General features: G+C 71.7%; 10 protein-coding genes and 1 pseudogene. 8 read left to right on the top strand and 3 right to left on the bottom strand.

What is annotated here, in order from left to right:
- The first annotated feature begins 7 nt into the window (after positions 1 to 7).
- The 7 genes from ACIBZJ_RS36930 (at position 8) to ACIBZJ_RS36900 (ending at position 12531) form a co-directional block, all read left to right on the top strand.
- Positions 8 to 2191, top strand: coding sequence for a hypothetical protein (locus ACIBZJ_RS36930; protein ID WP_395938183.1), 2184 nt, complete (start codon positions 8 to 10; stop codon positions 2189 to 2191).
- 3 nt (positions 2192 to 2194) lie between these two features.
- Positions 2195 to 4501: a hypothetical protein gene (locus ACIBZJ_RS36925; protein ID WP_395938181.1), complete on the top strand. Its 2307-nt coding sequence runs from the start codon at positions 2195 to 2197 to the stop codon at positions 4499 to 4501.
- Between the two features lie 18 nt (positions 4502 to 4519).
- Positions 4520 to 6796 (top strand): hypothetical protein, encoded by a 2277-nt coding sequence (locus ACIBZJ_RS36920; protein ID WP_395938179.1) that lies wholly within the window; start codon positions 4520 to 4522, stop codon positions 6794 to 6796.
- Positions 6796 to 7698, top strand: coding sequence for a hypothetical protein (locus ACIBZJ_RS36915; protein WP_395938177.1), 903 nt, complete (start codon positions 6796 to 6798; stop codon positions 7696 to 7698). The genes ACIBZJ_RS36920 and ACIBZJ_RS36915 overlap by 1 nt, the downstream gene beginning before the upstream one ends.
- On the top strand, positions 7695 to 10391 hold the full coding sequence (locus tag ACIBZJ_RS36910) for a hypothetical protein (protein WP_395938175.1): 2697 nt from the start codon (positions 7695 to 7697) through the stop codon (positions 10389 to 10391). The genes ACIBZJ_RS36915 and ACIBZJ_RS36910 overlap by 4 nt, the downstream gene beginning before the upstream one ends.
- Positions 10388 to 12064, top strand: coding sequence for a hypothetical protein (locus tag ACIBZJ_RS36905; protein ID WP_395938173.1), 1677 nt, complete (start codon positions 10388 to 10390; stop codon positions 12062 to 12064). Before ACIBZJ_RS36910 ends, ACIBZJ_RS36905 begins: the two co-directional genes overlap by 4 nt.
- A gap of 104 nt (positions 12065 to 12168) precedes the next feature.
- Positions 12169 to 12531, top strand: coding sequence for a TetR family transcriptional regulator (locus ACIBZJ_RS36900; RefSeq protein WP_395938171.1), 363 nt, complete (start codon positions 12169 to 12171; stop codon positions 12529 to 12531).
- 36 nt (positions 12532 to 12567) lie between these two features.
- Here the strand turns inward: ACIBZJ_RS36900 and ACIBZJ_RS36895 are convergent, their stop codons facing one another.
- The 3 genes from ACIBZJ_RS36895 to ACIBZJ_RS36885 form a co-directional block, all read right to left on the bottom strand.
- The gene (locus ACIBZJ_RS36895) at positions 12568 to 13386 is read right to left on the bottom strand and encodes an alpha/beta hydrolase (protein ID WP_395938169.1); all 819 of its coding nucleotides are present in this window, start codon (positions 13384 to 13386) and stop codon (positions 12568 to 12570) included.
- Positions 13387 to 13457: 71 nt separating this feature from the next.
- Complete coding sequence (locus ACIBZJ_RS36890; RefSeq protein ID WP_395938167.1) at positions 13458 to 14180, bottom strand: alpha/beta fold hydrolase; 723 nt, start codon at positions 14178 to 14180, stop codon at positions 13458 to 13460.
- 33 nt (positions 14181 to 14213) lie between these two features.
- Entirely contained in the window at positions 14214 to 15080 is an 867-nt protein-coding gene (locus ACIBZJ_RS36885; RefSeq protein WP_395938165.1) for an enoyl-CoA hydratase-related protein, read from the bottom strand.
- Between the two features lie 106 nt (positions 15081 to 15186).
- Here ACIBZJ_RS36885 and ACIBZJ_RS36880 point away from each other — a divergent pair.
- Positions 15187 to 15383: pseudogene (locus ACIBZJ_RS36880) on the top strand (hypothetical protein); the annotation flags it as partial.

Raw genomic sequence — 15383 nt, 5'->3', positions numbered from 1 at the left:
GGCCGCCGTGCTGAACCTGCTCGACCACATCGACACCGCCACCGCGTCCGCCTACGGCGACGACCGCGACGAACTCACCTGGTACGCGCTGCCGAACGTGCCGACGATCCGCCGGGACGGCGACAAGGCCGCGTTCAAGTACCTCGCCTACCGCACGCTCAAGCCACTGCCGAACGGGGATTTCGGCGCCGCGCTCATCTTCATGGACGTCCAGCTCGCGCTCACCCCGCCCCAGGAGCAGACGCTGCGGACGCAGATCGCGGCCCGGATCAACGCGCGTCGCGGCCCGAACAACCCCAACCCGGTCGACCCGGCCCAGCTCACGCTGGCCAAACCGCAGGTCTCGGACGCGACCGTGAGCGTCGACATCCTGGCCGGCGACGGCACGCTGGTGCAGAAGGCCAACGTGCCGGCCAGCCCGGCCCGGTACGGCAACTTCGTCGTCGCGATCTCGGCCGAGCTGACCCAGCGGGGCGTGCCGGTCTTCGAGGCCGCGATGAAGAGCCAGGGCCTCGGCGGCGTGCGGGTCAACTACGGGCTGGAGATCGCCGCGCGGCTGCCTCCGATATCGGTGACCGGCACCTGGCACGCGTCGAAGTTCTACAGCTTCGTGCAGGACGTCGATTTCGACGAGAACTTCTGGAGCGAGGACGATTTCTCCGAGAACATCACCGAGATCTTCCGGAATTCCGAATCCCGCACGGTCACGATCGATCCGGGGGGATTGGTCAGCACCGACCCGGAAGTCGCGAAAGCACTCGACTCCCTCACCAGTTCGGTGGAGCGCCAGCTCGACGAAGCGGCCAAGCGCAATCTGCTGGACGCCATTCCACCGGAGAACCGCGATTTCTCGAAGATCCGCGACGAGGATTTCGAGAACATCCACCGTTCGGTCGTCACGAACAAGAGCGCGGACGTCACGATCAACTACACGAAGAACACCGTGGTGCCGTTCCGGCCCGAGCCGCAGGGCAACATGCCCTCGCTGGTCAGTCAGGGCTTCAACTGGGACGACTACGCCCAGCTGGTCGATCTCGACCACCCGTTCTTCCGCCAGCTCAACCTGACGATCCAGGTCAACGCCGACTTCGCCGAGCTGCCGCTGTTCAGCGTCGACGTGTCGATCGACTACCCGCCGCACACGGCCCAGAACGGCATCAAGACGTTCACGTTCACCAAGGCCGACGACATCGGCCACTTCGACGCGTTCACCGACGGCCAGCCGAAGAAGTTCAAGTACCGCTACGTCGTCAACTACAAGGGGCAGAGCCGCGCGTTCACGTCGCGGTGGGACGACCACGAGGGTGACGACCTCAAGATCAACCTGGACGCGCTCGGGCTCTGGCTGGTCGACGTCGAGGTCGGCGACATCAACTTCACGCAGGTGACGGCAGCTGAGCTGACGCTGACGCACCCGGAGATCGCGCCCGGGGTGCCGGCCGTCAACCGGTTCCGCATCGACAAGGACCACACGACGTTCCGGGTCGAGGAGGTGCTGCTCCAGCCGGTGCAGCCGTACTCGGGCGAGGTGAAGTTCTTCATGACCGACGGCCGCGAGTTCGTCCGGAAGTTGCCCGGCCTGACCGGCCAGCGGCTCTACGTGGACGACCCGTTCTCGGTGAACCGGACGGTCCGGCTGCGGACCCGCGGTGACTTCGAGCGGGAGATCGACACGTACTTCGTCGACCTGTCGTACGCCGACGACGGCAACGGCTACCGGCAGTCGTCGTCGATCGCGCTCTCCAAGGACAAGCGGTTCTTCGACTGGTCGTTCCCGGTGATCGACGAGTCCGCCGGGCAGGTCACCTACCGCTCGATCGGCACATTCCGCGACGGTAGCTCGGACGACAGCGGGGAACTGTCGCTCGTCGGGGGCACGCTGCTGCTCGGACGCGAGGCCGCCACGGTCGAGGTGACCGTCGTGCCGGACCTCGTCCCGTGGGACGTCGTGAAGCTCGTCCAGGTCGAACTGCACTACGTGGACGACACGCACGACGTCGACGAGCGCGAGGGCGCCACGTTCCGCGCCGGCGCGGCCGAGAAGCAGATCGTGATCCCGATCCGCGACCGCACGAAGAAGTCCTACACCTGGACCGCGACCTACTTCATGAAGGACTCGTCGAAGCGCCCCGCGTCGTCGCCGGAGCCGATCGCCGACGAGACGCTGATCCTCGAACTCCCCGCGGGCTGAGCGATGTTGCTCGAAGCGCCCCCGTATTACCAGGTCAACGGCGTCACGGTGCTGCGTGACCACGCCGACGCGACGCAGTTCTACTACCAGCCGCTGGCGCCGCGGTTCGTGACCGAGAAGTCCGGCGGCCTCGAGGTGCCCCGGCTGTCGCTGCTGGAGTTCCGGTCGGCGGCCGGGGGCGGCGGGTTCGTCGACTTCGACGTCCACCTGGGTCTCACCGACGACGAGCTCGCCGAGGTCGCCGACGGCGTCGCCGACCTCGCCGGGATCGCGGAGGCCCACCTGTCTCCGGTGCCGGTCGTCGACGGCACGGTCAGCCTGATGCTGTTCGGTGCCGAGTCCGGCGGGGGTGCGGGCGGCGGGGCTGCAGGTGGCGGGGCTGCAGGCGGTGGGGGTGCAGGCGGTGGGGGTGCAGGCGGTGGGGGTGCAGGCGGTGGGGGTGCGGGCGGGTTCGTGAAAGTGTTCCGGCACGCGGCCCATCCGGCGCTCTACGGCGACGAACGCGCCGCGTTCTCGGTCGAGCTGGACGAGCGGGGCATCACGCTGCTGCGTCAGGCGATGGCGCTCGAGATGTCGCCGATCGGCGTCGTCTACGGCCTGGACTACCTGGCGCTGCGGCCGGCCTACCACGTGCGGCTCTCGATCGACTGGGACCGCACGCAGGACATTCTCGACACGACGTTCGGCCACGAGAGCCTGTTCACCGACGTCCAGATCCAGGACGCGGTGGAGAAGCTGGAGGAGCAGCGCGCGATCGTCTTCGAGACCGACACGTTCGTGCCCGAGGACGACACCAACTCGGTGCTGGAGCGCCGCGACGCCGCGGTGGCCCGGGCCCGCGACATGATCACCGACGCGTTCTTCGTCAGCTCGATCGATCCGCTGCGCGAGGAACCGGACGGCTGGGACAAGGCCCGCGACGTCATCAAGTCGTTCTCGCCCCGGCGCGCGGGCCCGGTCGGCGTGTTCTCCTACCGCAAGACCCACTACAGCCGGATCGACCGCAAGCGGCTCGACGTCGACCTCTCCGAGAGCACGACGATCAAGCGGACGATCTACCCGCAGGGCCACCTGTCGGGATTGTTCCGGCTGCTCGGGGCCGGGTTCGATCCCGCGCGGGTGACGACGCTGGTGGACGTGGACGACCCCTGGTTCCGGCGGCGGAAGGTCACGCTGATCTCGCGGGCCGACTTCACCGCCGACCCGGTGCGGTCGATGACCGGCACGCTGAAGTACGGCGACCGCACCGAGACGCTCCGGCTGGACGCGACGAGGCCCCAGGCCACCGTCGAGTTCCCGTCGCTGCTCTCCGGTGGGCAGATGGTGATGCCGGTGCAGCTCACCTACACCGTCGACCTGGTCCCGGCCGACGGCGGCGAGCGGCCGTCGCAGCTGCGGTCGGGGCCGGTCGAGGTGCTGGGTGAGGAGCAGGAGATCCAGCCCCGGGAGCTGTTCGGGCTGGAGAAGATCCCGATCCTCACCGCGCCGAGGTTCCCGTTCGAGCGGTATCCGCGGGTCGACGTCCAGCTGCGCTACACCGACGCGGCGCAGCGCATCGCCCAGGACGACGTCGTCCGGATCACCGCCGACCGGCCGAGCGCGGAGTGGACCCGGTTCACGGTCGGGCCGGCCGCCGGACCGGTGGAGGCCAAGTTCACCTACTTCGGCGTCGACGGACGGACACGGGAGACCGCGTTCGCGCCGCTGACCAAGCCGCAGGCCGACATCGCCGATCCGGCGCCGCAGCGGCTGATCGTCAAGGTCGTCGAGGCGCTCGGCTCCGACGTCGAGCGCGCGTTCGTCGACATCTCCTACGACGACCGGGCGAACCGGCAGCTGGTCGAGGGATCACTCGAGGTGCTGCCGGACCAGCCGGTGGAGCCGTTCGTGATCGACCGGGTCGACCCCGGGTTCAACCTGCTCCGTTACCGGATCACGCTGCTGATGAACGACACCGGCCTGATCGAGCTGCCCGCCTCGACGACGCGCAACAACCGGATCTTCGTCCGCGCCGACCTGCGCGGGCACCGGGCGGTGCTGCTGCGCGCACCGGCAGATTTCGTGGCCGCCGGGCTGGAGCGGATCGAGGTCGAGGCCCGGGCGTCGGACGACGCCGCCGGGCTGAGCTTCGCCGACCAGTTCACGTTCACGACCGCAGGCGACACGTCGTTCTTCGAGTTCGACTACCTCGACCCGGCCCGCGACCCGTTCGAGCTGCGGATCCGCCGGGTGCTGCGCAACGGTCTGTCCGCGCAGCAGGAGTGGACCCGCTTCGACGCGGACGTCGTGACCGTTCCTTCCTCACTCTGACTCGTCTCGGGGGCTCCCATGATGCAACTCGGCACCGGACCCGAGATCGAGGTCGACGGTGTGATCGTGCGCGGCGACCATGCCGACCCGTCGCAGTTCTGGTACCTCGCGAGCCGCGTCCGGCTCGCGAGCCGGACCGACGACAGCCCGGCCTTCAGCCTGATCAAGTACAAGCCCGCGGTGGCTGATGCCGGCGTCCGGGGTGGCGGTTTCCTGATGCTCGAGGCCGTCGTCGATCTTCCGGACGCGACGCGCAGCAAGATCATGGGGAAGCTCGCGCCGCTGGTGCCCGGGGGGACTCCCAGGCTGGCGCCGGTGCCGGTGGACACCGGGACCGTGCGGTGCATCGCGCTCAACCTCGAGGGGAGCGGCGGGACCGCGGCGGCGGCCGCACCGGCCGGATCGTTCGTGGGGGTCACGAAGATCCTCGGGGCCCGGCAGGCGTCCGGTGCCGGCGACGAGCGAGCGGCGTTCTCGCTGGTACTCGACGAAGAGGGCGCGACGATCATGCAGCGCGCCTTCGAGGCCGGTGCCACGCCGGTCGGGGTGGTCTACGAGTTGCAGTACACGGTTCTGACGCCGGACATCAATGTGGAGATCGAGGCTGACCTGTCGCGGGTCTACACCGCGTTCTCGGCGAACCTCGAGGCGCAGATCTATTGGCTGAAGGTCGGTATCGACGCGACGCTGGAATGGTTGCGGCAGCAGGGTGCGATCACGGTGAAGGTGATCGACTTCCACGGGACGGCCGATCGCGAGGCGAAAGAGAAGTGGGCGCTGGATTTTTTCACTGACCACCTGCTGAGCAAGTGGTTCGAGCCGTCGCTGGATCTGGGAAAGATCCAGGGGGGCGCCGGAGCCCCGAGCGGCCTCGACGGCATCCTCGCCAAAGCAAAGCAACTCCCCGCGGGCGCAACCCCACCAGGAGGCGCAACCCCACCAGGAGGCGGGGCACCTCCCGGAGGCGCAACCCCTCCCGGAGCCGGGGCACCTCCCGGAGCCGGGGCGCCCCCCGCAGGCGGAGCACCTCCCGGAGGCGGAGCGCCCCCCGGAGCCGGAGCGCCTCCCGGAGCCGGAGCGCCTCACCCGGCGGTGCCTGCCGCCGCGGGCCGGCTGCCCGCGAGCGCCCTGCCCCCAACCCCCGCGGGCGCGGACGCCCAGCCCCCAGCCCCCGCGAGCGCGGAAGCCCCAGGCGGCACCCCAAACCCCCCGGCCGAGGGCGCCGGCGCCCCCCAAACGCCTTCCCTCGTCTCCTTCAAACTCAAATTCGTCCACCAGGACGAACGCAAACACCTCCGCCTCACCTACGACCGAAAAACCGCCGTCACCCGCACCTACGCCCCCCAGGGCTTCCTGGGCCTACTCCTCGCCGACCTCCCCGACCGCCAGAAACACTTCCTCGAAGTAGACCTCCGCGACCCGTTCTTCGAACGCCTCCGGGTAGACCTCGCCACCCCCGCCGACTTCGCCCGAATAGGCCTTTCCTCCATCGACGTCGCCGTCCGCTACGGCAATCCCCCGGAGCTACCACCCCAGGAATTCCGCCTCACTCCCACCGACCCGGGCCCGAAGGCGTTCACCACGTTCCTCAACGCCCGCCACGACCTCGACTTCGCCGTCGGCACCCAGTACCACTTCGACCCCAACGGCGACTGGATCGGCGAGAAGCTCACGTACGACATCCCCCCGAAGAACTCGATCGACCGCACCCTCAGCGTCGACCCGTCCGACGACCTCGGATTCCTCCAGCTCCAGGTCTTCCCCAACCGCATCGACCCGGGAGCGGTCGACGCCGTCGACGTCCACCTCACCTACGACGACAACCACACGTTCCGCCGCGACGACACGATCCGGGTCCTGCCTGCCGGCACCGCGCAGACCTGGAAGCTCCGCCTGACCGACCCCACCCACCGCACCTGGACCGCCCGCTTCACCTACCACCTCGCCGACGGCTCGACCCGCGATTCCGACCCGGTCACCGGTACCGCCCCCTACCTCCCGGTCGACGACCCGTTCGTGGCCGCGCTCGACCTCCGGCTCGTCCCGCTCTTCGCCCCGGGCACCGTTCGCCGCGCGTTCGTCGACGTCCTCTACGAGGACCGGCCCCACCACTACCGCCGCGAGGAGCGCCTCGAGATCCGCGGCGACGCCACCGAGCCGGTCCGGCTCCGCATCGCGCTCCTCGACCCCGACGCCCGCACGTTCCGCTACCGCGTCACGGTCATCGGCACCGACGGCCGGTTCGACCAGCGCCCACCGATCGACGGCACCGAGACCCTGATCGGAGTCGGCTGATGAAAGCCCAGGTCCAAGCCCTCTGGTCGGACTGCACCGGCTCTCCGCGCCTGCCCGCACACCTCGAGGCGGTCCTCCGCGACCTCGAACGCTCCGCCTGGCCCGAGGTCGTGACCCGTTGGAGCCGCCTGACCCCGTCCGGGTTCCCGGTCGAGGTCACGGTCGGCCCGCCCGGCACCGCGGCCCGCTGGGTCAGCGAGGTCGCCCGCCCCGAGGTGCCCGACCCCGAGCGCGTCGACCGCGCCGCCGGGCACCTGCAGGATGCCCACCAGCCCCTCAACCCGGTTCTTCTGGACGCGCTGCGCGCGGCGCAGCGCGGCCGTGATCTCCAGTACGGCGCCTGGCTGGGCGGCCGGGAGCACCCCGACGGCACGGCGACGCTCAAGCTCTACGCCGAGCTGCCCGCCGGAGTCGCGTACGGCCTGCCCGAGCCGCTGAAGGCCGCTCACGCGCTGCTGCCCGCGGGCTCCGAACCCCGGATGCTCGGCCTGGAGCCCGCCACCGGCCGGACCGAGCTCTACGTCCGGCTCCCCGCCCTCGACCCGCCCGAGGTCACGGCCATGCTGCACGCCCTCGGCCGCCCGGATGCCGCCCACACCCTGGAAGCGAACCTCGTCGACGGCCTGCACCGGCTCGCCGGACGCAAGCTCGGCCTGAGCCTGGCCGCCGGCCCGCCCCTCCCCATCGGCCCGCCTCTCCCCACCGGCTCGGACCGCGCTCCACTCGACCTCGCGCTCTTCGTCACCGCCCGGACGCTGTTCCCGTTCGACCCCGCGATGCTCGACGTCCTCGCACCCCAGGTCAGCACACTCCGCAGGCGCTGGCGTCCGGGCCCGGTCACGCTCGCTCCGATCACGTCGAGCCACCGGCTCCCGGCCGCAGTAGGGATGGCTCCGGCATGAACGCGCCACTCTGGACCCCGGCCCGCCCCGACCCCAGCGGCCCCGCCGGGCCCATCCCGATCCGCCGGCGCCCGCTTCCGCGCCCGCGCGTCCTCCCCCGCGACCAGCTGACCGTTCCGGTCTGCCCGGTCCCCGAGCCGTCCGACACCGTCCTGTTCGAACGCTCCGACGACCCGGCCCGCAAGCTCTACCTGCCCCGCTACCGCGTCGTGGACGACCCACCGCTGCGGCTGCGCCTGGCCCAGGGCGCGAACGACTGGTCGCTCAGCGTCGAGCTGGAAAAGTACCGCGCGCCGGAGGTGGAGCAGTCGGGAGCGGACGCCGAGGAGCTTCCGCACGACGTCGGCCTCACCTTGCGGTTCGCGATCGTCTCGGGCGGCGTGATCCTCGGAGTGAGGGAACTGCCGCTGGACGAGCGGACCGCGACGCCCGGAGGGGTACGCGCCGTGCTGCGCGGCACCGACAGCGCCACCCGCGACCAGATCCATCTCGCGATGATCGACCAGGTGTACGCGGCCGAGCTGGTCGTCCGGCGGTCCACGTCGGTGGGGGTGCTGGTGCCCGGGTCCGGCGGGCGGGTCGTGTCGTCGGGCCAGGGGGTGCTGCGCGGGACCTGGATGTTCGACTTCGACTCCGGCCAGGAGACGACGTTCGGCGCGGCGGACGTGTGGTGGGAGCAGCACACCGACGTCCTGCGTGAGCTGGTCGTCCAGAGCGGAGCCGCGACCGCGGCGCTCGGCGCACGCGACTTCGACGCGCTGACCGTCGACGACCTGGCCGGGGTGGCGTACTCGACGACGCCGCTGGCCGGCAACGTCGGCGGCCCGAACGAACTCGGTCCCGGAACCGTGTTCGCGGTGCGCACGAGCAGCGGCAACTTCGCGAAGGTGCGGGTCGTCGAGTACGGCTACAACCTCACGCTGCAGTGGGTCACCTACTCCACCGATCGGGGCCCGGCCGGCGCGCCGGTCGTCACCGCCGGTCAGGGCGTGTTGCACGGGACGTGGCTGTTCGACGTGGACACCGGGGCGGAGACCAGCGGCGACGGCGCCGACCTCTGGTGGGAGCAGCAGACCGATACCGCGCGGCTGATGGTGCCGACCGGCGGCGCGGCGATCGCTCCGCTCGGCCCGGCCGCCTTCGACGCGCTGCTCCCGTCGCAGGTGGCGGCCGCGCCGTTCTCCACCAACCCGATCCCGGGGCACGTGAACGGGCCGAACCAGCTCGTCGCCGGGTCGGTGTTCGCGGTGCGCACGGCGGCCGGGAACGTCGCCAAGATGCAGGTGGTCGAGTACGGCTACAACCTGCGGCTGCGCTGGGTGACGTTCGGCCCGGGCGGCGACCCACCGGCGCCGGCGCCCGACCGCTACCGGGTCACCGCGTACTCGGACGAGACCGCGGTGGCGCCGAAGCCGTTCGTGTTCCCGTCCGGCTCGCCGATCTTCTCCGGCCTCGGCGACGCGTCCGGGCCGGACGGGCTGACCAGGACCGACGTGTCGTTCCGCGGCCGTCCGTACAGCTACTACCAGGACGCCGCCCGGCCGTGGATCTTCTACCACCTCCCGGACGAGTTCCGGCTCGCGCGCCGGGACGACCCACCGCACGTGCCCGCGCTGTCGGTGCAGCTCGGCGCGGATCTCGCGGACGTCGAGGCCACCCAGGTCACGTTCGGGTTCACCGCGGTGCCGTTCGTCGACCCGGGGCGGCTCGACGCGGCCGTCCCGGCGCTGCGTCCCCTGCTGCCGGGGTCGCTGCCGTCCGGGGTGACCGGTCCGGTGCACCAGGCCTTGCAGGTTCCCGACGGCGCGGTGACGTACACCCTGTCGATTCCGTCCCGGACCGGCTCGACCGGCGCCCAGCCGCGGCCCACCGCGTTCGTCGATCTGCGGACCGGCATCGTCGACACGCTGACGATGGCGATGGCCGACTTCCGGCCGGTCTACCAGGCGCTCTTCGCCGACACCGAGCTGTTCCGGGGCGACGTCGCGGTGCGGGTCGGGTCGCTGAACACCGAACACGTCCGGCTGATCGCACGGATCAGCCGGACGAGCGGCCCGCCGGTACTCGACGTGGCCGGCACCCCGGCGGGACCCGGCCGGGTCCACGTCCGGCTGACCAACCGGATCGAGAGCCCGGTGACGGTCAACACGCTCGCCGCGCGTCTCACCGGCCTCCCGGCGCAGGTCGGGGCGGTGGCGCCGCCGCTGCCGGCGCTCTTGCCGCCCGGTTCGGGCCTGGACTGCGACGTCGTGGCCCCGGTTCCGGAGGGCACGGCGCCCGAGGCCGTGATCGACCTCGGCGGGGTCGTGGTGAATCCGGAGCCGCACGCGGTGTGGGACGCGGTCGTCGTCTCGGCCGCACCCGCGGTCTACCGGTTCCCGATCACGCTGGAGGTTTTCGCGTCCGCGTTCGCCGGGGCCGACCGAGCGGTCGAGCTCATCGTCGATTTCCGCGCCGGCACGAACGTGTCGGTGCAGGTCACCTCGGACCAGCTCCGGGAAGGCGCGATCAAGGTGTCGGTGCCGGTCGACCTCGCGATGCCGCTGGTGGACTGGCTGGTGAACGCGTCCTCGCTGAACGAGTACCAGTACCGGGTGACCGCGGTGCGGCTGACCGGGACCGCGACCGGCCCGTGGGTGCGGCGGCAGAGCTCGATCCTGCCGATCCAGGTGGTTCCGCTGGTCGACGCATGAACCTGACCGGGCTGCCGGACTTCGGCCTCGCCGCGCCCGCGCCCGGGCTGCACCACCCGTTCGGGGGTGGCGCGGTGCTCGTGCTCCCGGACCGGCTGGAGGTGGCGTCGCGTCCGGACGGTTCGCCGGATCTGCGCCTGACCCTGGTCCGGGGGTCGGCGCCCGGGCTGCCGCCGGATCCGTACGGGGTACTCGAGTTCAGCGTCCTCGCGGAGTGCCCGGTCGAGGACGCGCTCACGGCGCTCCGCCGGTCGATCCCCGGTGTCACGGTCCGGCCGACGCCACTGAGCAGCGGTTTTCTCTGGATGCAAAGGTTTTCGACGTTGGAGTCGCCGCGTGCGGTGGTGACGGACGGGCTCGACCGGGCGGCGCTGAGCGTGCGGGTGCCGGGGGCGACCGCGGCGCTGCTGGCCGGGCTGCTCGGGGGCGGAGCGGTAGGGGTGGGCACGCGGGCGGTGATGGAGTACCCCGGGGTGGCTGCGCGGTTGCCGGTCGCGGTGACCTTCGCCCCGGAGCAACTGCTCCCGGCACTGGGCGAGGTGGTCGCGCGCGAGGACCTGGTGGCGCGGGTGGCATCCGGGCAACTGCCCATCGAGGTGGACGCAGACGCCGACTCGCCGGCGGAGGCGCTGGCGGCGGCGGTGGCGGACCGGATTCGCGTCCGGTACGGCGAGCCGGCGGTGACCGCGGACGGGCGGCCGGCGCTGCGGCTGCCGGCCGAGCCACCGGTGGGGCACGTGCGGTGGGATCTGCGTCAGCCACTGCTCACGTACCGGGTGGTGCCGCTGGCGTCGGACGCGCTGCTGCCCGCGCGTTCGTGGGCGGATCGGCACGGGGTGGACGCGCTGGTGGAATCGCGGGTGGTCCGGCCGCTCGACTCCGGTGCGGTGGACGTGACGATCAGCGCGAACCTGCCGCCGTCGCCGGTCGGTGCGCTCGAACTCGGCGTCGAACTGATCGCACCGCCGAAGCCGCCGCGCCGGCCGCAGCCATCCCGGGCGCTGCGCACGTTCCCGCTGCCGCCGGACGCGCCGCCGGTACGTCTGCGCTTCGCCCCGGGCGAGCCGGTCGAGTACGTCAGCGTCACCTACGTCGTTCTTCCCGGACTGGCCGAGCCGCTGACCGGCCCCGAGATCTCCCACGCCGACGACACGGTCCGGCTGGGCCCGGCCGACTTCCCGGTCGAGTTCGTCCCCGTCCGGGCCGACCGCCCGGTCCTCTCCGAGAGCACCGTCCGGGTGACGTTCCGACCGTCCACGCCGGAATCCGGCGTCGCCGAGGCCGTGCTCGACGGTGACCGGCCGTCGGTGGCGTTCGTGCAGACCCTCGGCGCGGGGACGCTGACGCTCGACTTCTCTCCCTTGGACGGGAGCGCCGCCGTCCGGGTCGGGCCGCTGCCCGCCGCCGCGCTCACGGTGACGCCCGCGCTGCTGCCCGGGCACGGACCGCAGTCGGTCACGGTCCGGACCGAGTCGCTCGGCCGCGTGGCCGTCGACCTGCTCGCGCAGGACGCCCCTCCCGCGGAGACGACCACGCTGCTGCTGACGCCGGTCCGCCCGAGCGTCGGGTGGGGCTACTCCCCGAGGTCGGTGTTCCGCCCCGGCTACCGCTGGCGCGTCCACGGCGCCGACGCCTGGTCGGACGTCAGGACCGGCGATCTGGTCGTCGTCTAGAGATCGAGCGTGGACGGCGGGTCAGGTGGCCGGGGTGGGGTCTCCGTTGACGACGTCGACCAGGCCCTGGGGGCGGCGGGGCCGACGATGAGGTTGATGGTCTCGTGCGCGGCGAGGGCCTCGGCCTCGCCGCGACGGTCCGCGCGGTCACGGCCCACCTCTCGACCGGGCGGGGTGCGATCTACCACCACGTGGCCACCAAGGACGATCTGCTCGCCGCAGCCGCGGACGGTGTGGTCGAGACCGCGCTGGCCACCGTCGGCGGTGAGGGGATCTGGACCCGCGCCGGGGCGCTGCCGCACGATCTCGGGATCGCCGGGGCGGCGCGGTCCGACAGGGGGGCGGCGCTGGTCAGCTACGTGCTCGGCGCGGCGGCCCAGCATGCCTCAGGGGCGCGGCGGGTCCGGGACGAGGCCGCCCGGGCGGCTGGGGTGGACATCTTTCTGGCGGGCATCACCGGCCGCTAGCGTCGGCCCGGCCGCCGGGCGGGCGGCCGCGTCTCCTCACGTCTCGGTGGTAGCGAGTGGACACACGTCGAGGACGGTGCTCCAGTCGATGCGTTCCAGGCCGTGGCCGGCGCCCTCGAGTCTCAGCAGCCGGGCGTTCGGGATCCCGTCCGCGAGCGCCTCGCCGTGCGGCAACGGGAACACCGGGTCGGCGCTGCCGTGGACCACGAGCGTCGGTGCCGTGATCTGCGCGAGCGTCGACCGCGGCGGCTCGTCGTGAATCAGCAGGTCATGGTGGTGGAGTGCACTGAAGTCGCGGGCCCGGGCGAGGTCGCGGCGGACCATTGTCTCCGTCGCGGCCTCGTCGAACGGGCGGTCGCCGGCGCAGGCGCGCCACGATCCGACCTGGTGCCGGGTAACGGATTCGCGGTCGGACCAGTCGACGTCGGTGTTCGCGAAGAAGTGCAGGAACTTCTCGGTGGGACCGGGCAGGTCGCGCGGGCCGTCCACCGCCGGCGACGTGCTGATGAGCACCAGCGAGCGGACCGTCCCGGGATGCTCGACGGCCAGTTGCTGGGCGATTCCGCCGCCGGCCGACACTCCGACCAGATCGGCCGGACCGAGCTGATCCAGGATCGCGAGCGCGTCGGCGGTGAGGACGCCGCTGCGGTAGCCCGGCTCGCAGGTCGTGGAGCGGCCGGTATCGCGGTGGTCGTAGCGGACCACGTACCGGCCCCGGGCGGCCAGCGCCCGGCAGAACTCCTCGTCCCACCAGAGCATCGACATGCTGAGGCCCGCGATCAGCAGCAGCGGCGGGTCGCCGGGGTCGCCGAACGCCTCGGTGCACAGCTCCACGTCGTCCGCCTGGATCCTCACGCCACCACCCTAGAGGCCCGAGGACGGCGTCCCGACCGCCCTCGGACGGACCCGTGAGGCCGGACGCGGCCTCAGGCGGAGGCGGCCTCGTGGATCAGGTCGACGACCTGAGCGGCCTCGGGAATCGAGACGGTGTGGGAGCCGCCCTCGATCTCGACGGTCCGGCGGGAGCCGGCGCGCTCGGCCATGAACCGGTGCGCGGCGACCGGGATGTTCAGGTCCTCGCTGCCGAACAGGAACCAGGACGGGATCGACTTCCACGCCGGCTCGCCGGACGCCTCCCCCAACGCCAGATCGGTGATCGGACGCTGCCCGGCCCCCAGCACCGCGGAAACCTCCGCGCTCGAGTCGGCGGCGAACTGCGCGTGGTAGAGCTCCGGGCGGATGTAGAGGTCGGACGTGCCGTCCGGAAGCTTCACCGGGGTGAGCGTCTCGCCCAGGGAGCCGCCCGGGTACTTGCCGGCCAGGTCGCCCGCCGACTCGCCTGCGTCGGGCGCGAACGCCCCGATGTAGACCAGCGCGTTGACGTTCGGGTTCCCGGTCGCGGCATTGCTGATCAGCATGCCGCCGTAGGAGTGCCCGACCAGCACGATCCGGCCCTCGATCTCGGCCAGCGTGCGGCGCAGGTACTCCGAATCCGACAGCACGCCGCGCAGCGGGTTGGCCAGCGCGAGCACTGGATAGCCGTCGGCGAGCAGCGGCGCGATGACGCCGTTCCAGCTCGACGCGTCAGCGAAGGCTCCGTGGACCAGGACGACGGTGGGTTTGTCCGAGGGAGCGCTGAAGAGAGTCATGGACGCAGTGTTTCCGACGGTGCCCGGCGTGCGCTACCGCCACCGCGGGGCGGGCCATTCGGGGACGATGCCGGGGATCGCGTCGCGCGCCGAACCCGGGAAGACCGGGGGCCGCTTCTCCAGGAACGACGCGACACCCTCGGCGGCCTCCGGACTGCCGCCGAGCGTCGCGATCACCTTCGAGTCGAGCCGGTGCGCGTCCCACGGCGACGGCGACCCGAGCATCGACCACAGCATGTGACGCGCGGCCGCCACCGCCACCGCCGACGTGTTCGCGGCGATCTCGGCCGCGATCTCCCGCGCGGTGTCGATCAGTGCGGCGTCCGGCACCACCCGCGACACCAGCCGGCCACTCAACGCCTCCGACGCCGGGAACACCCGTCCGGTCGCGACCCACTCCATCGCCTGGGAGATGCCGACGACACGCGGCAGGAACCAGCTCGACGCGGCCTCCGGCACCAGCCCTCGGCGCGCGAACACGAACCCGAACCGCGCCGACTCCGCTGCGATCCGGACGTCCATCGGCAGCGTCATCGTCGCCCCGACCCCGACCGACGGTCCGTTGATCGCGGCGATCACCGGCTTCCGCGACGCGGCGATCCGCAGCGAGGCGACCCCGCCGAGGTCCCGGGGCGAACCGTCGATCGTCTCCGTGGTCCGAGGCCCGCGGGCAGGATCGAACGTCCCCGATCCCCCGCCGAGATCGGCGCCCGCGCAGAACGCCCGTCCGCGTCCGGTCACGATCACCACCCGGACGTCATCGTCCGCGTCGGTCCGGTCGAACGCCTCGACGAGTTCTCCGGCCATCCCGGGCGTGAACGCGTTCAGGCGCTCCGGCCGGTCGAGGGTGATCGTGGCGATCCGGTCTGCCACTTCGAGCGCGATCGTCCGGTCCGTCATGGCGGCAGCCTATTCGAGCGATCGCTTGGTGGGTCGCGGCCGGCTCACATTCGACAGGCATAAGCGCAGGTTATGAGGTCAACAGGAGAACCGGCCTACCGCCCGACCCCACGAGGACGGAAGCTGGGGAGCTGACGGCGCCTCTCGACGGGGCCGGCGAGAGGCAGGAAGCGCTGTGGACAAGCAGGTCCAGCAACTGGAACGTGTCGTGATCCGGTTTGCCGGTGACTCCGGTGATGGGATGCAGTTGACCGGGGACCGGTTCACGTCCGAGACCGCGTCGTTCGGTAACGACCTGTCCAC

Origin of the sequence: Cryptosporangium sp. NPDC051539 (assembly GCF_044454545.1) — a bacterium.
Taxonomy (GTDB): domain Bacteria; phylum Actinomycetota; class Actinomycetes; order Mycobacteriales; family Cryptosporangiaceae; genus Cryptosporangium.
Note: the sequence above shows the minus strand (reverse complement) of the source record. Positions and strands in the feature narration are given on the sequence as shown.